Raw genomic sequence first — 21,161 nt, 5'->3', positions numbered from 1 at the left:
CCTGCAGTGCAGGTGATGATGGCAGAAAGCTTGTCTCCTAAAAACTTTCCCGCCAAACCTACCACTAAAAAGGCAAAAAAGGGTGTCAGCAAAAGGAACGCTTCCATATTAATCCCTCAAATGGACAGTCTCTGATGAGCCTTCGTATCCTCTAAGTCTAAATATGGCTACTATTATTCCAAGACCCACTGCTACCTCTGCCGCTGCAACAGTGAGTACAAACAAAGCAAAAACCTGACCTTCGGTAGCACCAAGAATTCTATCTATACTAACAAAGGCAAGATTTATCCCGTTAAGCATAAGTTCGGTGCTGACAAGTATTGTTATGAGATTTTTGCGTATGAGTATCCCCAAAAAACCGGAAAGAAAAAGAAAAACGCTAAGGATAAGATAGAACTTTTCAACGCTCACTCCTCTTTCCTCCCAAGGAGGATAGCCCCTATCATGGCTATTAAAAGTATAACAGAAGCCACTTCGAAAGGAAAGAGGTAAGAAGTAAAAAGATTTTTGCCTACATCTTTGACATTATTACCACTTATGACATTAACAGGTTCTGCAAACTTTCCTTTCAAAGTCATATAAGACATAACCGCAAAAGATATGACAAAAAAGGGTAGACCAAGAAGGAGCTCCTGTTTGTAGATACCTTCAAATCGCTTTACCTTTTCCCAAGGTATTACGGTAATGATAAGAACATAAAAGACTACTATGGCGACAGCGTATATGATGAGCTGAAGACCCGCAAGTAGCTCCGCACCCATCTGAAGAAACACACCAGCCATAGCCAGTATGGCTGATAAGAAGGACAGTATTACATGCACAGGATTTCTCATAAAGACTGTTCCTAACGTGGATAGTATCAGCCACAAGGATAAAAAGGCTGTGATCAACCACTCCACTGGATCTTCCCCCACAGTCTTTCTCTTTTTTCATCGTCTATCCATATCCTGTCAGGTTCATTGCCTCTTCTTTTCTTCCAGTCTATGGCGTGCCTTTCAAGGTCTTCCATCCTAAAAACTCCCCCTGCCCTTGAGTAGCTTGCAAGCTCGTGCAGATCCGTCATAGTAAGGCATCCTACAGGACACGCATCCACGCATAGGCCACAGAAAAGACAGTTATAGAGGTTCATATCAAACCTCACCACCTTTTTAGTGCCATCGGGCATCTGAACCGCTTCTATCCTGAAGAGCGTAGGCATGGGACATGCAGTCTGACACATATAACACGCAACACATCTGCTTTTACCCTTTTCGTAGCTCATAAACTTACCTATAGCTTTAAGGGAATCTGGCTCTGTACCGTCCCAAACAAAGTGTCCGTGCGCTCCTCTGTATCTTTTAGGTAAAGTGAGCTTTTCAAGGGGATAGTTGATGGTTATGGGTCTTCTGAGCAAGTTCCTGAAAGTAACAGACAGACCCTTTATAAAGTCTACAAAGAGTATAGTTTCTACTAAGTTTAGAAAAGCCTTTCTATCTACCTTTTTTATACCCATAGCTTAGAGTATTTTACATTATGAAATAGCTTAGTAAAAACTTAATGATGTAAATCATAATTTTTGTAGAGCTACTGAATGTATTATTACCTTATGATTTGCCTAAGTCATTTGGAACTGTGCCCTCACTGTAAGAGGATAGCTCTGCAGGTGTGCGAGTATGACGAGCCATATCCAAGAGTTGTTGCAGAGTGCCAGTGTTGCGGTTATAAGGCACACGATGTGCCTATGAGACTTAGCAAGGAAGATTTTAAAGTTATCCTTGATAAGCTCGGTAGAAAGCTCATAGGTGAAGTGTGCTTGGACGATAGGTGTGGTTCCAATAGGGTGCTTAGACTTCTTCAAGAAGGTAGTTATGCGGAGTACAGATGTTTAGACTGTGGTGCGGAGTGGAACAGCGACGATGTGCAAAAAGCCATAAACCGTGTCAAGAGCGTGCAGGGTGCCATAAAAAATGGCAACAGGCTTTTGGAAGTGCTAAAGGCAGGAGAAGGTGAGTGTCCCCTTTGCGGTTGGGATGTGGGACACATACATGTAGGTTATGCGGTAGCAATAGAGTGCTTTGTATGCGGATACTACAGTAAGGTAGAAGAAATAATCCCTGATGTAGACCTTACTACTCTTGAGTGTCCTCAGTACGAAAAGTCGGAAGAGACAGGATGATAAAACCTTTTCAGGAGTTTAGTAGATACGCAGAATGGAAGGAAAGGTTCTTAAAAGAACAGGAAAGGATAAAAAAAATACAATCAGAAGTGTCTAATGTGCAAGATCAAAGACTTTCAAAAGCTATGGCTTCCATGTATGTAGGTGGCTTAGAGCAGAGGCTTAAAGACGAAGAGATAAAAAGGTGGACCGATTGGGCGGTAGAGAAGACCTACAGGACCTTCAACACTTTTCCACAGCTTTCTGACTTAGAGCTTTCTTTTCTCTTTTACTGCCTTGGAAAGCTCTTTGTGCCCCTTTTGCTTCACGAAAAGGGCGTAAAGTCCGAGAGCTTCAAGAAACTTTCGGAAGAAGAACAAGAAGATGCTGTCTCTGATGTACTTGATACCATATGGGAAAACCACCTTATACGCATACTGCAGATAATACCTTATGTAGGTTTAAACTCCACAACTAAGTGAAAGCCCTTTGGGTCATATACCGCTTTTACAGACCAGCCATGTACCTGAACTATGTTTTTGACTACCGCTAAGCCAAGTCCCATTCCTTGTGGATTTTCCGAGTGATAGGGAATAAATATTACCCCCTCTTTGCCTTTCTCTATACCCCTGCCATCATCTACATATTCCATAACATCTTCATCTATATTTATGCGTACCTTCCTTGCTCCCCACTCTATGCTGTTGTTGAAAAGATTAAGAAACATGTCCTTTAGCATATCTCTATCCGCGTATATCCTTTTATCACCAGACACCTCAACACTTAATCCTGCATAAAGCTTTGATACTTCCTCTATAAGCTGTCTTAAGCTCAACTCTTCTACCTTAGGCTCTCTCTCCACAGATAGGTCTCTAAACTTGTTCACTATATCTTTTATCCTATTTATCTCTTCAAGGATAAGGCTTATAGATTCTGTGATCTTTTGCTTATCTGTTGGCTCTTTTTCAAGAAGGCGGACGATCCTTTCAAGATTAAGACTTATAGGTGTGAGGGGGTTTTTTATCTCATGAGCTATTCTTTTAACCGCATACTGCCAAGTTTTGAAGCGTTCTGAGAGTATAATAGGTTGAATGTCCTCGTATATGTACACCTTACCTTCCTTATGCTCTATTACCACCTCCTTTATGTATGTGTTTTTCTTCAGATTTTTTATGTCTTCTTCACTTTTTACCTCTTGACCAAACATCTTTATAAAGCTTGCATTCACCATAACTCTACCATCCTGATGCACATAAGCAACTCCTACAGGCAGTGCGTTTATGAGTTCTTCAAGCACTTTTTTCTCGTTTTCAAGCTTTGTGTAAATTTTCCTCAACTCTTCTCTCATCCTCTCAAAAGCTTCTGAAAGCTCTTGTATCTCGTCGCCCGTATTGGGCACATGGACCTTTATGGAAAAGTTCCCTTTGGATATTTCCTTAACTTTTGAGGATAGCCTTTCAAGGGGAAGGCTTATGTGCCTTGCCACCAAGTTTCCAAACCACACAGAGGCAAGAGATGTGATTAAGGTTATCAGGACAAGAAAGTAAAGGTATATGCCAGATATGATGTCTTTTGACTTAACAATATTTCTGAGCTGTTTTGAAACATCATAAAGAGAGTTTATGTTTTTCAAAGTGTCTTTATCCCTTTTTAAAGCTATCTTGTATTTACCAACACACATAATCACCGCGCTTTCCTCTATAGATTCCATACAATTTTGGGCTGGAGTTATGTTCTCTATCTCTTTTAGTCCACTAAGGTAGCTCCTTGGGTCTTCTCCTCTACTTACGAGAAAGGTGAAAAATTCCTTATAGAGTTTTATTTTTTCCCTTTCCCTGTCCCTTAAAGCCTGATAGAGAATTTCTGACTTCTGAGCTATATCTTTGAGCTGTGAACTTATTAAGGTCTTAGTGGATTGTAAAAGAATAACAGAAGTAGCAAAATTTAGAAAAATTACAGGAATGAGTATGTACAAAAAGAGAGCGTTTGATAGCTTCTTTCTAAGCTTTTTTCTTGAGCCCTCAATATAAACTTTTATGAACTTTCTGAAAAATATGGCAAAAACTATTACAAGAACTAACAGGTCTATGTTTATTACGAAGAGGATAAGAGGAAAACCCACATGCCACACTTTTCTGAGGTTATCAAGGATAACTATATTTATGCCCAGAAATGTGAGAAAGAACGCAACAAAGGTTAAGTAGAGTTTCACATTATACCCTTCTCCTTTATGTGTTGGTGCTTTATCACCTCACCTTCAGACCAGTAAACAGCCATCTCCGCTATATTTTCTGCGTGGTCTGCCATTCTTTCAAAATGTCTTCCTACAAAAGATAAGTTTATAACCTTTTTTATGTTTCTGGGGTCTTCCATCACATAAGTAATTAACTCCCTCTCAAGTTGATGATAAAGCTCGTCCACCGTATCGTCCCTTGCAATAACCTTTTTGGCAAGTTCCACATCCCTTTGGAAGAAACTCATCACCGCGTCTTCTATCATCTCCTTTACATGGTTCGCCATAAGGGTTAGGTTTACGTAAGGTTTAAGGGGTGGCTCTTGAGCAAGGAGTATAGACCTTTCCGCTATGTTCTCCGCCTCGTCTGCTATTCTTTCCAAGTCTGAAACTATTTTGTATATTCCCATGATGAGCCTAAGGTCTATAGCTTCTGGTTGGTAGAGAGCTATCATCCTTATACACCGCCTTTCTATCTCCACCTCGAGTTGATCTATCTCATCGTCGCCCTTTATTATGCTCTCTGCCATCTCCACATCTTGTTTGTTAAGGGACTCTATGGCTTTTTCTACCGCTTTCTTCACGAGTCCTGCCATCTTAAGTACTAATTGTTTTGTCTCCTCAAGCTCCTCAAACAGCTTCATAATGTGCCTCCTTTAATATAACTTTATACCTTGAAGGTTAAAAAAGCGTTAAGCTTTTTTGAACACCTTGTAAACTGCCGAAAAGTCAAGTTCTCCCATACCCATAAACCTTGCCATGCCGTAAGCTTCCTTGACATTCTGAAGTGCAAAGGAAAAGGCTTTTGTATCCCTCAGAAGGTCCTGCGCATAGTGAAGGTCTTTGTATATGAGGTCAACGGAAAAGTGAGTGGAAAAGTCCTCCTCTAAAAGCTTTTGCTTTTTCACATCAAGTATGTAAGATTTGCCCGCTCCATCGGAAAGCACGCTCAGCAGAAGCTCTTTGTCAAAACCCGCAAGCTCCCCCACCGCCAAAGCTTCAGCAAGCACTTGCATAAAACCACCAAGTACCATGTTATTAATAAGCTTTAGCTTTGTGCCATCTCCTGCCTTTCCTACATAATAAACCTTTCTGCAAAATTTCTCAAATAAAGGAAAGTTTTCTTCGTACTTTTCTTTATCTCCACCTACAAGCATTACCAACTCGCCCCTTTGAGCTGGTATAACGCTTCCAAGCACAGGTGCGTCAAGGTAATAGGCTCCATACTCTTTAAGCTCTTGATAAGCTCTTTCCGTGTAAGCGTAGTGATTAGTAGTCATGTCTATTATAGTTTTACCCTCTATGTTTCCTTCTACGAGTCCACCTCTGCCAAATATCACTTCCTGAGATGCTTGACTGTCAAAAACTATAAGGAAAACTCTGTCCACATGTGAAAGTAGATCCGCAGGCTTTTCAACTGTAGGAAAACCAAGCTTCTTAGCTTTCTCTATGGTTCTGTTCCAAACTATAAGCTCCACACCCTGAGAAGACAACCTCTTTGCTATCTCTGTGCCTAAGTGTCCAAGCCCTATAAAACCTACCTTCATGGCACAACCTCACAAAAGATTCATTATGGATGCGCTTACCTGCTCCCAGTCCTCTTGAGTTAAGCTCGCGTAAACTCTCTCTCCATCCGCCATCATGTCCCATGTGTTTCCCCCTGCAGACTCTACAAAGCTCTTTAGCTTGTCCCCTTTATTTTTTGGAACACTTATTGTGTATGTCTTGTTTTGCCACTCATCCTCGCCCCTTTCTACATAAACATCTATCCATACATCACCTACTTCGTAAGAAAGCATAAAGCCCACAGGCTCTGCAAGACCCATAAGTTTGGCTATTTCTGAGATGTGAAACTTAATCTGTTCCCTTTCGTCCATATTAAAATCTTAACAGAAGTTTTACAGATAATTATGCAGATGGTAGTGGGTGTGCTCCTTCTCTCCGTGCTTGTGTTTGTGTTTATGCAAAAGTCCAGCCTTTAGCATCTTTTCTTCATCTTTAAGGAAGTCTTCTACACGGCCATCATATATAATGGTGTGGTCCTCACCGAGAACTAAAAGCCTCTCCCCAAGTTCGCCCGCAAGGCTAAGGTTGTGCGTTGTGATGATGGTAGTTGCTTTAAGGTCATAAAGAAAGTCTACGAGCCAACCAGTTGTTTTGGGATCAAGATTTGCAGTAGGCTCATCTAAAAGCAACACCTTTGGTTCTAAGACCAAAAGACAGGCTAAGCATAGCTTTTGTTTTTGCCCACCGCTCAATTTGAAAGGTGGCTTGTCAAGATAAGGTGAAAGCTCAAACTTATCAGCCCAATAAAGGACCCTCTCTTTTATCTCTTTATCTTCCAAACCCAGTTGTCTTAAAGAAAAGGCAAGTTCATCGTAAACAGTTGGATTAAACAGCATCACATCAGGATTTTGGAACAGCAGTACTACATCTTTTCTGAAACTTTTGACAAAATCTCTATCTTTCATTTTGCTCTTGTCAATTTTTACACCACAGTAAAAATAAAACCCTTTCTGCGGAAATATCAAAGCGTTTATAACTTTGAGTAATGTAGTTTTTCCAGAACCATTTATCCCTAAAAGTACTACCTTTTCACCTTCTTTTACATTAATACTTATGTTTTTGAGGACTACCTCACCTTCGTAAGAATAGCATACATCTTTAAGCTCAATCATAATAGAATCCTCTTGATTTCATAGCTATATAAATGTCTTCAGAGGTTTCCTTTGATTTGTCAAAGAAATAAACCACTAACCTTGTAAGGTAATGTTTAAAGTCTTCACCTCTTATTCTACCTTCGGTGCTCCTACTTTTAAAGGCATCTTTAAAGTCTTTAAGCACTTTACTGTACACCAAGGCATGGCTGGAAGTAATGACCAAAAGCAGGCTTAAATTCTTTGAAAAATCAAGAGCTTTGAATGGATTCATTACTGCTAAAAACACAAATGTTAGTAAAGTGAGATCTAATGCACGGGCATTTATGGTGAGCAGGTAATCAAGCCTATTTTCTCCTGTGAAAAAACCGACGATGGTATAAGGTACTGAAACAAGAACACCAAAGAAGAATACGGAAGAAAAAGACCTTTTAAGGATCTTAATCTTCTCCTTTTTTTTCAAAGGTAGAATAAAAACAGTTATACAAAGAAGAGAGAGAATACCCAGTAGCCACTCATAGGAATGTACCAGGGACACTGAAATTAAAAGAGATAAGTAAACAGAAAGTAAGATCTTATCTTTCATGACTTATACGCCCCCTTAGAAGTCTTACTACAAGATAGGTAAGCAAACCCTCTCCTGTACCAACTATAAGGTGTGGTAAAAGTAATGCTGGCATAACTATAGAGAAGCCGTAGGGAAAATAAAGGGGCTTGCCAGAGGCATCTTTAAATATGTAAGGGTGTATTCCAAGCAGGAGGGCTATGAAGAATGCCGATACTAAAGTGGAGAAAAATCCGGCAAGAAAAAGGGAAACCTTGTCGCTTAAAAATTTTTTTACTATAGTGTATGTATAAAAGGCGAAAAAACTCCCTAAAAAACCCATAGCTATAGAATTTATAGGAAAAGTAGTTATACCACCTTCCCCAAATATTACCGCCTCTAAAAAAAGTATAAGAGATACGCATACAAAGGCTATCCATGGACCCAAAAGTAAAGATAGGCTTGCTATTCCTAAACCATGAACGGAAGTACCACCTGGAAGTGGCACAGCTATAGACATGAGGATAAAGGAGAAAAGGGACAAGGAAGCTATGTAAGGTATCATTCGCTCTTCCATGACTTTTTTGAACCTTCTAAAAGCGTAAATCAGAAAAATCCCATCCAAAAAATAAGCGGGTACATAAACTTGCGGTGCTACAAACCCATCAGGTATGTGCATAGCCTCCTCCTTCAAAATAGCGCAGATATTGTAATTATCAACCTGTAGCGCTCTTTACCTTCTCCTCCTTGTTGCTGACTCTCTTCGTTAAGCTTTTTCCAAACGGGAATTTTGATGCCCGCACCTAAGGATATGCTCTTGTAGTAAAGCCTTGTACCAACAACTCCGTAAAGTATCTTGCCACCTGAACCTTCAAGTTTTACACCGTCTTCTTTGTCCCTCTGATTGTACTGAAAGTTAGCCTCCAAAAGAGCGTCCGCACGGAACTTCTTTTCCATATTCGTATAGAGCCTGTAGGCTAATGCGGTGTTAAGTCTGAACTCATCACCAAACTTGTACTTCTTTTTTGGTGAGTCTGGAGTATCCCTAAAGTTATAAGTATGCTCAAGGAACTTTATGTAATTGGTATCAAAAACGAAAGTTAGTTTTGGAAAGCTAACCAACTGCTTGGTAGAGGTAAAACCAACGGTAAACGCGGGTTTTCCAAAGCCAGTAGCCATATCCGCTGCGAACTCACCTCTTGGGTCCCTTGAGCGGTCGTACTTGTTAGGGTTTCCAGTAGGTACAGATACACCTCCGTACACGGTAAAGTGCCAGTCCATAAGGTCATCAAGACTTTCATTCTTAGGAACGAGCTTAAAACCTCTATCGTACTTAAAACCCAACACAGCCATTAAAGAAATGTCTGCAAACCCAGAATTGGTGTAAGAGTACTGTCCCATTGCGGGGTCGTTGTTTATAGACTTGAGTTCAGTCTTTACATAATAAGGAGTAAAAAGATAAACAGAGAGCCAAGGTTTTAGTCCGTAGCCTATACCGTACAGGAAAAAGTCATAAGTATCTTTCTGGTCTGGGAACTCCTGAAAGGAGTACTTTTTCCACTTCACATGGTCAAGCTTTATGTAAAAGAGCCAACTACCCTCGGGCAGGGTTGCGGAGCTTGATGTCTCTAAGGGTGCACCAGGACCTTCAAGACCGGCAGCACCTAATGCAGCAACACCGTGATGAGCAAAGGAGAGAGTGCTATAAAGAAAAGCGGTCAAAAGAATTTTCTTAGCCATGATACCCTCCTTATGTAAAGTTCTAAGATGCCAAAGAGGCCAAGAATGATACCACCACCTACGAAAACCTTTTGATATCTTTCAAACAGCGAACCCATTGCTTGTATTCGTGTATCCTCCACTTTTACTTCAACAAGTGCACCGTGTCCATCTTCTGAAGCGGTTTTGACTGTCCAATTACCTTTTCTATCAGGACAGAATACCACTCTGCCTAAGGCATCCGTTCTGCCTACTTGAAAAGGAAGTTTTTCCCCTTCCCTGTAAACTTCATACTTCTCGTAAGAGAACTTTGTGCCGTCAGGAAAGTAAAAACTAAGCACAACACACTCTCCTTCCTTTGAAAGGCTGTGCTGAAGGTCATGAGCAAAGCAGAAAGAGATTAGCAGTGTAAGGAACCACATTACTTGACCTCAAAGGACAGGTTAGCAGTCTTTACTACATAGTCAGCTTTTACGCCATCAGCCTTTTCTCTTATAGAAGTGCTTATCATCTGAAGTCCAGAATGTTTTATCCTTATGTTTATCTTTCCGTTTTCATCAGTAGTCCCTATGGGATGTTCGTCGTATGCCACCACTGCATTTTTTAAAGGTTTTCCCCTGTAGTACACACCCAGGGTGATCTTCTCACCCACTTTGGCTTTTAGAGGGTTTTCCAAAGGCACTATATCTATATCCTCTTCGAGAGGTTTTGTATAAGCCTCCGACCACTGGTTTATCCTTTTTACACTTTCATAGGACAACCAACTTTCTATAGCATCTTGTACTTGGTTTTTAGGAAGGTTTTTGAGTCCGTGTACGCTTTTTGTCCAGTATCCAGAAGAGAATAAAGCAAACACAACCCCGCAAGAACCTTCCAGCTTTGCAGGATAAGACCTTTCAAACTTGGATGTTATAGCTTTACCGTTAACATCAAAACACTCAAATTTAAGAACCTCTTCTGGTTTGTACTTTATAAGTTTTTCATCACCTTCTTTAGGATGAAGATGCCCGTAGAACAGAACATACCTATTCCCTTCTTTTTCTATCCACAGGTCATGGGAGAAGGCATAGGACGATAGAATCAATAAAGGAATAAGAAACTTCTTCATACCCATATCTTACACCTCCGTATTACTTTTTTCATAAAAGTAATATTAACGATTAGTCGTTCATTAGTCAATATGATAGACATCACAAAAGACAAAAAAAAGAAAGGGAGGGAAGAGAGAGAAGATCTTACTTATTAGCCTTGAAAAGGTAAGAGACTCGTTTTAAAAGCGTAAATATAAAACCTAATGCGAGCTGTACATCTGGATCCCTTAGTTCTCTGTAAATGCCAAATAGCCCAACTCTCTTTGGGTTTTTCTTTGTCTCTTCGTAAGCTTCGTAGTTAGCCCTTGCAAAGTCTGCAAGATTACCAAGCTCAAGGGTTCCTATAAGTTCCTTAACCAAGAAGTCTAATTTCTCCGCCCCAGCCTTTACAGACTTTTCCCTCTCTTCCCTGTTAGTTTCATGTATGTATACACTCAGATCCTCTCTTGCCTCCACATACGCGTGAAGTATCTCTGCAAAATACGCAAGAGCATCCATGCTGTTTAGGAAAGTAGTAAGATGCCTTATGTTTTCGTCTTTTTTAAAGTAGGCTTCTACAAGCTCGTCTTCGGCTCTTCTTAAAAAGACATAACCGTTGTTCATGTCCTCACCTCATAGAAGATCCCATCTTCTTAAGAGCAAGAAGTACAAAAGCTAAGGCTCTTTGCACATCTGGGTCTGTCATAGCTCTTACCATGCCCGTGATGCTTGTCCTATAATCGTGCTGTTTTACCTCTTTGTAAGCTTCAAGCACTCCATTTAGCAGAGAGGCAATATTCTCTTTTTCCAAAAGTTCCATAAGGCTATAAACAAGCTCAAATACGCCTTTTATACCATCTTCTGACTCCCTAAACTTTTCTCTAAAGCGTATAACTTCAGAGCTTATGGATTCAAGAATGAATGGCGTCCTCTGCATTAACTCCTCAAGGGAGGAAAGTAGAAAATTGACTGTCTCAAGTTTGTCTATAAGCTGGCTGAGTTGTTCCTTTGCTTCACCTACCGTTAAACCTTCTAAAAGGGCGGGTTCATGATAGCTCATGGTTTACCTCCTTATTCCATTTTTCCTAAAAAATATATGAACAATCGTTCGCTGTCTATAAGTTTTCCTTATAGAGGGTATAAGTAAATTGAATGGACATTCATTTAATAGGTGGGTATTTTACTCTTAAAAATGGTTTGGAGGTACGTATCATGGCTACAGTGCTTTGGCTACACGGTGGTGCATGCAACGGAAACACCATGTCCTTTTTAAATGCAGAGTACCCTTCTGTCTGCGACCTTGTTACTGATTTTGGTATAGAGATCCTCTGGCACCCTTCAGCAGGACTTGAGATGGGGAATCAGGTTCAAGCGCTCTTAAAGGACATACTTGCTGAGAAGATCCCCCTTGACATTTTCGTCTTTGAAGGTACAGTGGTTCTTGGTCCAAATGGAACGGGTAGGTATAACATGTTTGCTGGAAGGCCTATGAAGGATTGGGTATATGAGCTTGCTCATGTAGCAAAGTATGTGGTAGCTGTAGGAAACTGCGCTTGTCAAGGAAACATACCTGCTGTACCCCCGAATCCCACAGAATCCACTGGGCTTCAGTTTCACAAAACAAAGAAAGGTGGCTTCTTAGGAGAACACTTTGTGTCCAGAGGAGGCCTTCCTGTCATAAACATACCAGGCTGTCCTGCTCACTATGACTGGATAACGCAAGTATTAGTTGCTTTAGCTGTAGGAAGAGCTAAGGACATACAGTTAGATGAATACCAGAGACCGCTTACATTCTTTAAGACTTTTTCTCAAACGGGTTGTACGAGGGTTCAGTTTCACGAGTGGAAGATATCAGCAGAAGAGTTTGGACAAGGTACAAGGAAGGGATGTCTCTTTTACGAGCTTGGGTGCAGAGGACCACTTACCCACGCACCTTGCAATAGAATACTTTGGAACGGTGTTAGCTCAAAGCAAAGGTCAGGACATCCGTGTATAGGTTGTACTGAGTTTGCCTTCCCATGGTTTGACCTCGCTCCGGGTACCATTTTCAAGACGCAGAAAGTTGCTGGAGTTATACCCAAAGAATCCGTATACGAAGCGGACAAATTCACTTACATGCTTCACGCAGTAACTGCAAGGATAGCTGCACCCAAGTGGGCAACCGAAGACATATTTGTGGTTTGAAAAAAAATTAAGGAGGTGCGTACCATGGCTACTAAGCAACACTTAGTTATAGACCCTCTGGCAAGGTTAGAGGGTGATGTGAGAGCAGATGTGTTCGTAGAGGACGGGCATGTTGTAGATGTTCAAGTAGAGGCGGTCATGTTCAGGGGCTTTGAGATCATCCTTAGAGGAAAGGATCCTCTCGCAGGGCTTATAGTCACACCAAGGGTGTGCGGTATATGTGGAGGAAGCCACCTCTATAAAGCCTGTCAGGCTATAGACACCGCTTGGAGGACGGAAGTTCCACCCAACGCGTGGCACATAAGAAACATAGCTCAGGCATGTGAGACACTTCAGTCTGTTCCCAGATGGTACTACGCCATATTCGCTATAGATTTTGTAAATAAAAACTACGCCAAGAGCAAGCTTTACGATGAAGTAGTTAAGCGTTGGGCACCCTTTGTAGGAACTTCGTATAAGATAGGACTTGAGATCTCTGCACTTCCCGTAAAGGTGTATGCTATGTTTGGAGGTCAGTGGCCTCACTCAAGCTTTATGGTTCCTGGTGGCGTGATGTGTGCTCCTCAGCTTGACCACATAACTCGGGCTTATGCGCTTCTTGAAAGGTACAGGACCGAATGGCTTGAAAAGGTATGGCTGGGATGTTCCGTAGACAGGTGGCTTGAAAACAAGACATGGGATGACATACTCAAATGGTTAGATGAGAGTGAAAGCCATAGAAATTCAGATTGTGGACTGTTTTTAAGGTTCTGTATGGAAAACGGCCTTGATAAGTACGGTGCAGGTGTAAATGCTTTCCTAGCCTATGGCACTTATATAGATCCAGAGTTTTATCCTGTTTCTACCATAGAGGGAAGGAATCAAGCTCTGCAATCTCCTTCGGGAGTTGTCTATAACGGCAAGTACTATGTGTTTGATCAAATGAACGTAAGGGAGGATGTCACCCATTCTTATTTTGAAGGTTCTTCTCTGCTCCATCCTTGGGAAGGTGAAACGGTGCCTCTTGACCCAGAAGTAGCAAAGCGTCAAGGTAAGTATTCATGGGCAAAATCACCAAGGTACCTAATAGATGGTAAGCCTGTTCCCTTAGAAGCTGGACCTTTAGCAAGACAGGTAGTTGCAGGATACGAAGAAGCAAAATCAGCATGTTCAGCAGCAGGATGCATAGAACACGCTATAGATCCGCTATTTAAGAACATAGTCAGCAAGATAGGACCGAGCGTTATGGTAAGAGTCCTTGCAAGGATGCACGAAGCTGTAAAGTACTACAAGTGGGTAAAAGAATGGCTTGCTAAGGTGGACTTCAAAGATGATAGGTTTTATAAAAAGCCTAAAGAACTACCTGAAGGCAAAGGATTCGGAGCCACAGAAGCAGCAAGGGGAGCTTTGGCGGACTGGATAGTGATAGAGAACGGTAAAATAAAGAACTACCAAATAATTACCCCCACCGCGTGGAACATAGGACCTAAGGATTCCAAGGGACAGATGGGTCCAATAGAGAAGGCCATAGTAGGCGCTCCAATAAAGAATCCAGAAGACCCCATAGAGGTGGCTCATGTGGCGAGAAGCTTTGACTCATGTCTTGTCTGCACTGTTCATGTTTATGATAGAAAGCGCGGTGAAGAGCTGGCAAGGTACAAACTTGGTACCTTCAAATGAGGAAAATAGTTATAGTAGGATGCGGAAATCCTATACGCGGTGATGACGGGGTGGGTCCGCGCCTTATAAGATACCTGTGGGAGCGCGGGCTTCCCCCACATGTAAAACTCGTAGATGGTGGAACATCTGGCATAGATGTAGCTTTTCACATGGAAAGCGCTGATGAGGTGGTGATAGTAGACGCTTGCTACACAGGAGAAAAACCCGGCACAGTTTTTAGAGTTCCTGCTGAGGAGGTGGAGGAGCTACCTTCTCAAGAAGAAGCCAACCTACATTCAATAAAATGGTATCACGCAATAGCTTTAGCCAAGCACCTTTTGAACGGAAACTACCCAAAGAGAATAAGTGTGTACCTCATTGAGGGTAAGAACTTTGGGATAGGAGAGACTTTGTCTGAGGAGGTAGAAAACGCCATGAAAGAGCTTGCAGAGTACATAATGAAAGAACACAACATAGAGGGAGGTGGTGTTTTTGAGGTAGAACTCAGGGAAGATGGGTATCTTTTGGTTCCTGCAACAGTAGCAGAAACTTATTTTAACCGTTGCATGAGTGTTATAGTAGTTCCAAAAGGTATGCAATTCACCATATTTCCTCTGCCCACAGATGTGCAAGGTGGCTTGCTTTTCAAGAGGATAAATAAAAATGGTGATAGAGCTGTCCTTGTGTGGGAGCTACTCCCTCCCGGCATACCTTTTGGTAAGAAAAAGGCAGTGTGGAATAGTGAAGAGAACGGACTATTGGTGTCCCTTCTCTGAAGGAGGTTATCATGTTTAAGGAAAAAGCACTTCTTGCGGAAACCTTTGTAGAGGAAAAAGATGGACAATGGAGCGTTTTTATAGAAGTCCTTTTTAAAGATTCTTCCGTAAGGTACGAAGTGGGAAGGTACTTCACTAAGGAAAAGGCTCAGATAGCAGCAAACTACATAAAAAGGTGTGCAAATAGAGATCTTCCCTACCCTAACGATGGCTTGGGAGGATGTTGTTGATGAATTGGAGAGAGGTGTTTCCTCAACCAGTAGGCATTCTCCCTTTTCCCTTTGATTTCCTTATACTTCCTTATTGGAATGGGTGGAAGGAGTATGTGGACTCTATTCTTATACTGAAGTTTGAAAAACTACCACCTGAATGGGAGATCCTTTCAGCGGTAAAGGATGGAAACTGGGAAGTAGCTTTCCAAAGCCTTTCAAACATTCAGGAAGAAGATGTAAAAAACTATAACTTATCCCTGCTTACTGGACAGAAGCAGGCGCTAAAGGACGATGTGCTTTCATATATGCTTGACATTTTGTTTTTTGAGGATTTTGATATCAAAGACTTGGGTAGAGATGACCTGAACGCACTGGTACTGTGGAGAAGAGCGCAGGTGCTTGAGAAAAAGGGAAAGATAGAAGACGCTCTTTTACTGCTTGATAGCGCAATAAAACTTATAAAAAACTCATCCCCTCTTTTTTCTGCAAACCTACTTCTCAAAAAGGCAAAGTTGCTAATGGAACACAGAGGTACAAATTACGCCACAATAGCACTTCTTGAAGAGCTAAGCGAAAGATTATCCAGAACCGGTGCAGACTTTTTGAAGGGTGATGTTCACTTTAATTTGGGGAACGCTTACTCCTCCATGGGAAACCTACCAGAAGCCGTAAAACATTACTGGGAAGCTCTTAACTTCTTTACCTTATACAGAGATCCGTACATGTACGCTTTAATAAACAACAATATGGGGCTCGCTTACCTATCCACAGGCGTCAGTGATATTGAGGATCAGGTTAGGTTAGCTTACGGAGTACAGTGCCTTAAAAATGCACTTAAAGTGTTTACCAAGGAAAAGTATCCTAAGGAATGGGCAAGTACTACCATGAACTATGCTAACGCACTACAGTATCTGCCTACAGCTAATCCATCAAAAAATCTTCTGCAAGCCATTGAGCTATATCAAGAGGTGCTAAACTATCGCAGAGAGGTTAAAGATGAAATAGGCTATGCGCGCACTTTAGCCAACATGGGCAACGCTTTGGCACACTTAGGTAAGCTATTGGAAGCAAAAGAACATCTTACGGAGGCTTTTGATATTTTCAATAAGTATGGGATGGAAGAGGAAATGGCCGGTATAAGGGAAATATTAGAAGAGATACACACGCTTATGGAGGCTCGCTATGACGGAGGAACTTAGCTTTGAAAAATTGGCAGAGAGGATAGATGAACTTCTTAAAAAGGTAAGGGATTTTGAAGATGAAAAAAGAGAGATTGTGGGTGAGCTTGTAAAGAGCATTGAGGAGTTCACAAAAATAGCCTTAGTTAAACTTGTCAGGCTCATCAAGGAGGATCCTATAGGTAAGGAGCTACTATTAAAAGCTGTGAAAGAGCCAGAGGTCTATAGCCTTTTCCTAAAGCACGGTTTAATCAGAGAAGATGACAGGACTAAGGTAATTAAAGCACTTGAGCTCATAAAACCTTACATAAGGTCTCACGGGGGAGATGTAGAGTTCGTAGACCTGAAGGACAACACGCTTTATGTAAGGCTAAAGGGAGCATGCACCGGCTGTTCACAAGTTTCTTTTACTCTCCAACAGACCATACTTGAAGCGGTTCAGTCTTTTGTTCCAAGCGTTGAGAGGGTGGAGCTTGCAAAGGACACTCCCGTAGAGGCCTTTATTGAGTTTTCTCAAAAAAAAGAAGGTTATGTGAAAGCCTTTAATGTTAGCGAGCTAATAGAAGGTCATGTATACAGGTTCTTGCACGAAAAGACTGATGTGATATTAGTACTTTGGGAAGGGAAGATTTACGCATACAGAAACTCCTGTGCGCACCAGGGTCTTCCATTACACGATGGAAAGCTTACAAAAGAAGGTATTCTAATATGCCCTTGGCATAACTTTGAGTACAGTATAACTTCAGGTGAGTGTCTTACTGCCAACTATGTACAGTTGGTTCCTGTGCATACGAGGATAGAAAATGGATATGTGTGGCTAAAGGTAGAATGAAGGTGGAGTTTTTAAGCGCTATAGGTGCAAGTTCTGAGTTTAGCCTGCAAGTGCCAGACGCAAAGGCTTCACCTTGTACCCTTTACGGTCCTAGAGGTGTGTTTCTAAAGGATAATACTTTAATAGTAGCGGATACGGGTAATCATAGGGTGTTAATATGGAAGAGTCTGCCAAAAGAGAACCAGCCAGCGGATGTGGTGCTCGGTCAGATGGACTTTTACTCTGACCATCCAAATGCAGGTGGCGATACGGAAAGAGGTCTTTTCATGCCTACGGGTGTGTTTGTATCAGATGAAGGTAAACTTTTTGTAGCGGATGCGTGGAACCATAGGATACTCCTATGGGATAGGGTGCCTGAAGAGAGTTTTTCAAAACCTGACCACGTAATAGGCCAACCTAATCTTAAACAGGTAGATAGAAATCTGTTCTTTTGGTGTTTTGGCGTTTATTATCATGGGGATGATCTTTATGTTTGCGATACGGGCAACAGGCGTATCCTTAAATGGAAAGGTATACCAGACAGTATGCAAAAACCAGATGAGGTGTACGAAGGCTTTGGCTGGCCACATGCTATCTGCAAAAAGGATGAATACTTCTTTGTGGCAGATGCGGGTACAGGAGTAAGCAAAGTTTATGCCTTTAGGAACTCACTCAGGTGTGCACAGCAGGCTGACTTTTACTTGGGTCGTGGAGAGGGATGTGGACGGTTCAATTTAAACCTGCCTTATGGCGTAAGTGCAAACCATCGCTTACTTTTTGTTGCGGATACCTCAAACAACAGGGTACTTATCTTTGAAGAACGGGAGCCTGTAGCTGTTTTAGGGCAAAAAGATTTTTCCAAGTGTGGAGAGAATCGTTGGGAAGGAGTTTATAAAGACACTCTATGTTGGCCTTATGCTGTTTTTTCTACGGAGGATCTTCTGCTTATAGCAGATACTGGAAATAACAGAGTGGTCCTTTACAGTTTTAATGCTTGAGCTTTACCTCAAAAATACATAGTTCTTTACCTTGAGCTTTGCACTCAAGCTCCTTGCAGTCCCACTCTTTACCCGTGATCTCCTCAAACACTCCTGCCAAAGCACCGCTTAGTGGCATACACACAGGTTTTTTGTTTTCTATATCCTGTGCAAATATGGAATCCTTAACCTTAAAGAGCACTTGAGAATCTAACAGTTCGTATTCCTCAACTTTACAAATGCCTGTTTCTCCAAGGAAGGCACTTATATAAGGCACTACCATGCTCATTGAAGGGTGTTCCTCTCCCACTATGCTTCTTATGTATGTACCTGCCATCTTTCCCGCCTTTTTTCCAGAAAAAACCAGCAAACCACCAATCCCAAAGCCCGAGAGCTTCATAAGCTGAGAGTAAAACTCCTTTATAGGACCTTTGGGAATTATTACCCCTTCCTCTCTGAGGAATACGCGCACCTTGGAAATAACCTCAGGATCCCTCATTTACACACCTCCTGCTTTATTGACCGTATCTCGTTCATTATTTCTCCATAAGAAGGGTGAGCGAAAGGTTGCTCTTCTAATTCTTTACCTAAAAAGGTAGCACATAGGTTAAGTATTTCACTCACATCTTTACCTATCACGCAACAGTAAACAAGCCTTCCATCATCATCAAATCCCACACTTATAACTCCGTTCTTTTCTGTAACATAGGCCTTAGGGTTTATACTTAGAGGTTTTGTTGCAAAGACCTTAGCGTCTTTTACACTTCCCACAAAGCCTATTTGATAAGCAGAAGAAAAAATTACTGGTACCCTCTTTGGATCAAAGATTTTTTCCTTACCATAAAGTATGTTATGGACTACTACTCTCGCTTTTTCAAAAGCATAACCTGCACCCATTGGTGGTACTATGTCTCCTACTGCAAATACTCCTTCAAGACTTGTTTCTAAAAATTCATCAACCTTTACATACCCCCATTCATCTACAGCTACAAAGGGAAACCTCCCTTGGCAAAAGTTGGGTACTCTTCCTGTTGCTTTTATAATTAGGTCTGCATTTGCGTCTTTTAGATCTTCTACCAACCTTACACCACATCTTTCCAACTCATCCTCTAACTTCTGAGCAAATTCTTCTGGGATGTTTTCGTAACCCTTTAAAACTGTATCTCTTCTTACGAGGAATACCTTAAAACCAAAGGAACATAGTATAAAAGCAAGCTCACAACCCGTAGCACCTCCACCTACAACGCATACACTACTTTTTGGAATGACCCACCCTCTGAGTATGTCTTCTGGAGATATCCCCACCTCCCTTGGTCTTGAGCCACAGGCAAGGATCACATACTGAGCGGTTAGTCTTCTATTCCCAACTTTTACTACCTTTTCGTCAATGAGTTCAGCCTCACCTTCTATGTATGTTAGTCCCTTAGAAAGCAAAGATTTTAGTGCCATATCCCTTATCTCTATGACTTTTCCCTGAATTCTCTGAACCGCAACTCTCCACTGAGGTCTACCCTCTCTAATGGCAAGCTCATAAAGCCCCTCTTTTGGGATGCATCCAGCGTTGAGACACACTCCACCAAAAACAGACCTCTCTACGAGAGCTACCTTTTTACCTCTTTCAAGGAGAAGTTTAGCACTCGTATAACCACCCGGACCACTACCTATGATTACTACATCAAAATACTTCATGGGATAATTTTAAATTATGAATGAACATTCGTCAAGCTTTGTGTACCCACCCTTTCCATAAGAAGCTTCGCTACATCTTTCCTTATCATCTCCTCAGGTGGAGTTTTACCTTCTCTAAGCATGTTTCTTATCTTGGTCATGCTGACATATATCCTTTTGCTTTCGTCATGTCCACAGCTTTTCTCAGATGCCATACATCCACACTCGTTGCAATAAAAAACAGCAGAGACTTTTATTATCTCTATATCTATGGATGAGGGCAGTTTATCAAATATCCTGTGTGCATCATAGGGGTCATAAAAGTCTCCCACACCAGCGTGATTTCTTCCTACTATAAAGTGTGTGCATCCAAAGTTCTTTCTTATTATGGCATGAAAGACTGCTTCTCTGGGTCCAGCGTATCTCATTGCTGTGGCAAGGCCTGAAAGCAATACCCTGTGTCTGGGATAGTAGTTGTTTATGAGATGCTCGTAAGCTACAAGAACTGTATGGGGATCAAAATCGTCAGACTTCCTCCATCCTAATACTGGATTTATAAATAGTCCGTCTGCAACTTCAAGACCTATCCTCTGTAAATACTCGTGCGCTCTGTGTGGTGCGTTTCTTGTCTGAAAACCAACTACACTTTTCCATCCTCTGTACTCAAAAACCTTTCTGGTCTCCTCTGGTTCCAAAAGCCATTCTCTAAAAGAAAAATTAGTTTTTTCCAAAAGCCACACATCACCACCCACAGCCCACTCACCCTTTGAGTAAAAGAGCCTTACTCCTGGATGGTCTTCGCTTTCTGTTCCCCAAACCAACTTGGCTATTTTTTTCAGTTCTATTTTATAAACCTCTTTTACATCTAATACCGCTTTAATCTGACTATTGCTGTCCTTTATAGCTATTCTGCCACCCACTTTTGGCTCCTCTTTAAGTTGAAGGACTATGGGAATGGTCCATACAGTTCCGTTTGGTAAAATCATATTGTACGCTACGCTAAGGAGCTCTTCCTTGGTTATAAAACCTTTTATAGGCGAGAAGGTTCCCACCGCTATGTTTTCAATGTCAAGAAGGCTGTCTGTATCTACTTGAAGGCTCGGAAGCTTTTTTACATCTTCAATGATCTTCAACTTTTCCCTTTCGGGAACTACTCTGCTGACAAGCTCTCCACCGTGTGGTAGTATCATACCAAAACCTCCTCAAGGGTTTTTTTAAGTACTTCTCTAAGCTTTACCACCTTGCCCACCACCATAACTGCAGGCGGATTAACTTCTGGAGGACTTTGGGAAACTTCCAAAAGACTGCTTATTAGAGTCCTCTGCTCGTGGGTTGTACCTCTCTCTATAAAGGCTACAGG

Annotated in this window: 27 protein-coding genes; 9 read left to right on the top strand and 18 right to left on the bottom strand. The window is 41.6% G+C overall.

Going from position 1 to position 21,161, the window contains the following annotated elements:
• Positions 1 to 108 precede the first annotated feature (108 nt).
• From nuoK to CP948_RS08325, 3 genes are read right to left on the bottom strand one after another with little or no spacing between them, the layout of a single operon-like run.
• On the bottom strand, positions 109 to 411 hold the full coding sequence (gene nuoK, locus CP948_RS08335) for an NADH-quinone oxidoreductase subunit NuoK (RefSeq protein ID WP_096603372.1): 303 nt from the start codon (positions 409 to 411) through the stop codon (positions 109 to 111).
• Positions 408 to 899, bottom strand: a complete 492-nt coding sequence (locus CP948_RS08330; RefSeq protein ID WP_096603369.1) for an NADH-quinone oxidoreductase subunit J family protein — start codon at positions 897 to 899, stop codon at positions 408 to 410. The genes nuoK and CP948_RS08330 overlap by 4 nt, the downstream gene beginning before the upstream one ends.
• A complete protein-coding gene (locus tag CP948_RS08325; protein ID WP_096603367.1) occupies positions 887 to 1,492 on the bottom strand; it encodes a NuoI/complex I 23 kDa subunit family protein in 606 nt (201 codons plus the stop codon). The genes CP948_RS08330 and CP948_RS08325 overlap by 13 nt, the downstream gene beginning before the upstream one ends.
• Before the next feature lie 93 nt (positions 1,493 to 1,585).
• Between CP948_RS08325 and CP948_RS08320 the strand changes: the two genes are divergently transcribed.
• Entirely contained in the window at positions 1,586 to 2,155 is a 570-nt protein-coding gene (locus tag CP948_RS08320) for a hypothetical protein (RefSeq protein ID WP_096603377.1), read from the top strand.
• Entirely contained in the window at positions 2,152 to 2,616 is a 465-nt protein-coding gene (locus CP948_RS08315) for a DUF3467 domain-containing protein (protein WP_096603364.1), read from the top strand. Before CP948_RS08320 ends, CP948_RS08315 begins: the two co-directional genes overlap by 4 nt.
• Here CP948_RS08315 and CP948_RS08310 read toward each other — a convergent pair.
• The 12 genes from CP948_RS08310 to CP948_RS08255 all read right to left on the bottom strand — a co-directional run bounded on the left by CP948_RS08310 (position 2,586) and on the right by CP948_RS08255 (position 11,417).
• Entirely contained in the window at positions 2,586 to 4,346 is a 1,761-nt protein-coding gene (locus tag CP948_RS08310) for a HAMP domain-containing protein (protein WP_096603361.1), read from the bottom strand. The genes CP948_RS08315 and CP948_RS08310 overlap by 31 nt on opposite strands.
• Complete coding sequence (gene phoU / locus CP948_RS08305; protein WP_096603358.1) at positions 4,343 to 5,011, bottom strand: phosphate signaling complex protein PhoU; 669 nt, start codon at positions 5,009 to 5,011, stop codon at positions 4,343 to 4,345. The genes CP948_RS08310 and phoU overlap by 4 nt, the downstream gene beginning before the upstream one ends.
• 48 nt (positions 5,012 to 5,059) lie before the next feature.
• Positions 5,060 to 5,914 (bottom strand): NAD(P)-dependent oxidoreductase, encoded by an 855-nt coding sequence (locus tag CP948_RS08300; RefSeq protein WP_096603355.1) that lies wholly within the window; start codon positions 5,912 to 5,914, stop codon positions 5,060 to 5,062.
• Positions 5,915 to 5,923: 9 nt separating this feature from the next.
• Positions 5,924 to 6,244: a hypothetical protein gene (locus tag CP948_RS08295; RefSeq protein WP_096603352.1), complete on the bottom strand. Its 321-nt coding sequence runs from the start codon at positions 6,242 to 6,244 to the stop codon at positions 5,924 to 5,926.
• Positions 6,245 to 6,265: 21 nt separating this feature from the next.
• Positions 6,266 to 7,045: an energy-coupling factor ABC transporter ATP-binding protein gene (locus CP948_RS08290; RefSeq protein ID WP_096603350.1), complete on the bottom strand. Its 780-nt coding sequence runs from the start codon at positions 7,043 to 7,045 to the stop codon at positions 6,266 to 6,268.
• Positions 7,038 to 7,610 carry an energy-coupling factor transporter transmembrane component T family protein gene (locus CP948_RS08285; protein WP_096603347.1) on the bottom strand — a complete coding sequence of 191 codons (573 nt, stop codon included), beginning with the start codon at positions 7,608 to 7,610 and terminating at the stop codon, positions 7,038 to 7,040. Before CP948_RS08285 ends, CP948_RS08290 begins: the two co-directional genes overlap by 8 nt.
• Complete coding sequence (locus tag CP948_RS08280) at positions 7,600 to 8,247, bottom strand: energy-coupling factor ABC transporter permease (protein ID WP_096603344.1); 648 nt, start codon at positions 8,245 to 8,247, stop codon at positions 7,600 to 7,602. Before CP948_RS08280 ends, CP948_RS08285 begins: the two co-directional genes overlap by 11 nt.
• 11 nt (positions 8,248 to 8,258) lie before the next feature.
• Entirely contained in the window at positions 8,259 to 9,308 is a 1,050-nt protein-coding gene (locus CP948_RS08275; RefSeq protein ID WP_096603341.1) for a transporter, read from the bottom strand.
• Positions 9,287 to 9,709: a hypothetical protein gene (locus CP948_RS08270; protein ID WP_096603338.1), complete on the bottom strand. Its 423-nt coding sequence runs from the start codon at positions 9,707 to 9,709 to the stop codon at positions 9,287 to 9,289. Before CP948_RS08270 ends, CP948_RS08275 begins: the two co-directional genes overlap by 22 nt.
• Complete coding sequence (locus CP948_RS08265; protein ID WP_096603374.1) at positions 9,709 to 10,395, bottom strand: DUF4198 domain-containing protein; 687 nt, start codon at positions 10,393 to 10,395, stop codon at positions 9,709 to 9,711. Before CP948_RS08265 ends, CP948_RS08270 begins: the two co-directional genes overlap by 1 nt.
• A gap of 127 nt (positions 10,396 to 10,522) precedes the next feature.
• Positions 10,523 to 10,981, bottom strand: coding sequence for a helical membrane plugin domain-containing protein (locus CP948_RS08260; RefSeq protein WP_096603335.1), 459 nt, complete (start codon positions 10,979 to 10,981; stop codon positions 10,523 to 10,525).
• Between the two features lie 4 nt (positions 10,982 to 10,985).
• Complete coding sequence (locus CP948_RS08255; RefSeq protein WP_096603332.1) at positions 10,986 to 11,417, bottom strand: DUF1641 domain-containing protein; 432 nt, start codon at positions 11,415 to 11,417, stop codon at positions 10,986 to 10,988.
• A 152-nt stretch (positions 11,418 to 11,569) separates the two neighbouring features.
• Here CP948_RS08255 and CP948_RS08250 point away from each other — a divergent pair, with 152 nt between their 5' ends.
• The 7 genes from CP948_RS08250 to CP948_RS08220 are packed head-to-tail and all read left to right on the top strand — an operon-like array spanning position 11,570 to position 18,154.
• Positions 11,570 to 12,541 (top strand): NADH-quinone oxidoreductase subunit B family protein, encoded by a 972-nt coding sequence (locus tag CP948_RS08250; RefSeq protein ID WP_096603330.1) that lies wholly within the window; start codon positions 11,570 to 11,572, stop codon positions 12,539 to 12,541.
• A 24-nt stretch (positions 12,542 to 12,565) separates the two neighbouring features.
• Positions 12,566 to 14,200 carry a nickel-dependent hydrogenase large subunit gene (locus tag CP948_RS08245; protein ID WP_096603328.1) on the top strand — a complete coding sequence of 545 codons (1,635 nt, stop codon included), beginning with the start codon at positions 12,566 to 12,568 and terminating at the stop codon, positions 14,198 to 14,200.
• The gene (locus CP948_RS08240; protein WP_096603325.1) at positions 14,197 to 14,955 is read left to right on the top strand and encodes a hydrogenase maturation protease; all 759 of its coding nucleotides are present in this window, start codon (positions 14,197 to 14,199) and stop codon (positions 14,953 to 14,955) included. Before CP948_RS08245 ends, CP948_RS08240 begins: the two co-directional genes overlap by 4 nt.
• Before the next feature lie 11 nt (positions 14,956 to 14,966).
• Positions 14,967 to 15,185 carry a hypothetical protein gene (locus CP948_RS08235; RefSeq protein WP_025306152.1) on the top strand — a complete coding sequence of 73 codons (219 nt, stop codon included), beginning with the start codon at positions 14,967 to 14,969 and terminating at the stop codon, positions 15,183 to 15,185.
• On the top strand, positions 15,185 to 16,366 hold the full coding sequence (locus CP948_RS08230) for a tetratricopeptide repeat protein (protein WP_096603322.1): 1,182 nt from the start codon (positions 15,185 to 15,187) through the stop codon (positions 16,364 to 16,366). The genes CP948_RS08235 and CP948_RS08230 overlap by 1 nt, the downstream gene beginning before the upstream one ends.
• Positions 16,350 to 17,177, top strand: coding sequence for a NifU family protein (locus CP948_RS08225; RefSeq protein ID WP_096603319.1), 828 nt, complete (start codon positions 16,350 to 16,352; stop codon positions 17,175 to 17,177). Before CP948_RS08230 ends, CP948_RS08225 begins: the two co-directional genes overlap by 17 nt.
• The gene (locus CP948_RS08220; protein WP_245810122.1) at positions 17,159 to 18,154 is read left to right on the top strand and encodes an NHL repeat-containing protein; all 996 of its coding nucleotides are present in this window, start codon (positions 17,159 to 17,161) and stop codon (positions 18,152 to 18,154) included. Before CP948_RS08225 ends, CP948_RS08220 begins: the two co-directional genes overlap by 19 nt.
• Here CP948_RS08220 and CP948_RS08215 read toward each other — a convergent pair.
• From CP948_RS08215 to sat, 3 genes are read right to left on the bottom strand one after another with little or no spacing between them, the layout of a single operon-like run.
• Complete coding sequence (locus CP948_RS08215) at positions 18,144 to 18,632, bottom strand: V4R domain-containing protein (protein ID WP_096603313.1); 489 nt, start codon at positions 18,630 to 18,632, stop codon at positions 18,144 to 18,146. The two genes, CP948_RS08220 and CP948_RS08215, sit on opposite strands and share 11 nt — an antisense overlap.
• The gene (locus tag CP948_RS08210) at positions 18,629 to 19,822 is read right to left on the bottom strand and encodes an FAD-dependent oxidoreductase (protein ID WP_096603310.1); all 1,194 of its coding nucleotides are present in this window, start codon (positions 19,820 to 19,822) and stop codon (positions 18,629 to 18,631) included. Before CP948_RS08210 ends, CP948_RS08215 begins: the two co-directional genes overlap by 4 nt.
• Positions 19,823 to 19,836: 14 nt before the next feature.
• Positions 19,837 to 20,991, bottom strand: a complete 1,155-nt coding sequence (gene sat / locus CP948_RS08205) for a sulfate adenylyltransferase (RefSeq protein ID WP_096603307.1) — start codon at positions 20,989 to 20,991, stop codon at positions 19,837 to 19,839.
• Positions 20,992 to 21,161: the final 170 nt, after the last annotated feature.

It is taken from the genome of Hydrogenobacter hydrogenophilus (assembly GCF_900215655.1).
Taxonomy (GTDB): domain Bacteria; phylum Aquificota; class Aquificia; order Aquificales; family Aquificaceae; genus Hydrogenobacter; species Hydrogenobacter hydrogenophilus.
The sequence above is the reverse complement of the archived record's forward strand: the minus strand, read 5'-3'. Positions and strand labels throughout refer to the sequence as shown.

Bases quoted from the DNA above. Each gene is read 5' to 3' on its own strand.
- CP948_RS08240 (WP_096603325.1), top strand. From the start codon at position 14,197: ATGAGGAAAATAGTTATAGTAGGATGCGGAAATCCTATACGCGGTGAT.
- CP948_RS08210 (WP_096603310.1), bottom strand. From the start codon at position 19,822: ATGAAGTATTTTGATGTAGTAATCATAGGTAGTGGTCCGGGTGGTTAT.
- CP948_RS08260 (WP_096603335.1), bottom strand. From the start codon at position 10,981: ATGAACAACGGTTATGTCTTTTTAAGAAGAGCCGAAGACGAGCTTGTA.
- CP948_RS08285 (WP_096603347.1), bottom strand. From the start codon at position 7,610: ATGAAAGATAAGATCTTACTTTCTGTTTACTTATCTCTTTTAATTTCA.
- CP948_RS08245 (WP_096603328.1), top strand. From the start codon at position 12,566: ATGGCTACTAAGCAACACTTAGTTATAGACCCTCTGGCAAGGTTAGAG.
- CP948_RS08315 (WP_096603364.1), top strand. From the start codon at position 2,152: ATGATAAAACCTTTTCAGGAGTTTAGTAGATACGCAGAATGGAAGGAA.
- CP948_RS08280 (WP_096603344.1), bottom strand. From the start codon at position 8,247: ATGCACATACCTGATGGGTTTGTAGCACCGCAAGTTTATGTACCCGCT.
- CP948_RS08250 (WP_096603330.1), top strand. From the start codon at position 11,570: ATGGCTACAGTGCTTTGGCTACACGGTGGTGCATGCAACGGAAACACC.
- CP948_RS08265 (WP_096603374.1), bottom strand. From the start codon at position 10,395: ATGAAGAAGTTTCTTATTCCTTTATTGATTCTATCGTCCTATGCCTTC.
- CP948_RS08325 (WP_096603367.1), bottom strand. From the start codon at position 1,492: ATGGGTATAAAAAAGGTAGATAGAAAGGCTTTTCTAAACTTAGTAGAA.
- sat (WP_096603307.1), bottom strand. From the start codon at position 20,991: ATGATACTACCACACGGTGGAGAGCTTGTCAGCAGAGTAGTTCCCGAA.
- CP948_RS08255 (WP_096603332.1), bottom strand. From the start codon at position 11,417: ATGAGCTATCATGAACCCGCCCTTTTAGAAGGTTTAACGGTAGGTGAA.
- CP948_RS08235 (WP_025306152.1), top strand. From the start codon at position 14,967: ATGTTTAAGGAAAAAGCACTTCTTGCGGAAACCTTTGTAGAGGAAAAA.
- CP948_RS08270 (WP_096603338.1), bottom strand. From the start codon at position 9,709: ATGTGGTTCCTTACACTGCTAATCTCTTTCTGCTTTGCTCATGACCTT.
- CP948_RS08290 (WP_096603350.1), bottom strand. From the start codon at position 7,045: ATGATTGAGCTTAAAGATGTATGCTATTCTTACGAAGGTGAGGTAGTC.
- CP948_RS08295 (WP_096603352.1), bottom strand. From the start codon at position 6,244: ATGGACGAAAGGGAACAGATTAAGTTTCACATCTCAGAAATAGCCAAA.
- CP948_RS08225 (WP_096603319.1), top strand. From the start codon at position 16,350: ATGACGGAGGAACTTAGCTTTGAAAAATTGGCAGAGAGGATAGATGAA.
- CP948_RS08320 (WP_096603377.1), top strand. From the start codon at position 1,586: ATGATTTGCCTAAGTCATTTGGAACTGTGCCCTCACTGTAAGAGGATA.
- CP948_RS08230 (WP_096603322.1), top strand. From the start codon at position 15,185: ATGAATTGGAGAGAGGTGTTTCCTCAACCAGTAGGCATTCTCCCTTTT.
- CP948_RS08300 (WP_096603355.1), bottom strand. From the start codon at position 5,914: ATGAAGGTAGGTTTTATAGGGCTTGGACACTTAGGCACAGAGATAGCA.
- CP948_RS08275 (WP_096603341.1), bottom strand. From the start codon at position 9,308: ATGGCTAAGAAAATTCTTTTGACCGCTTTTCTTTATAGCACTCTCTCC.
- CP948_RS08215 (WP_096603313.1), bottom strand. From the start codon at position 18,632: ATGAGGGATCCTGAGGTTATTTCCAAGGTGCGCGTATTCCTCAGAGAG.
- phoU (WP_096603358.1), bottom strand. From the start codon at position 5,011: ATGAAGCTGTTTGAGGAGCTTGAGGAGACAAAACAATTAGTACTTAAG.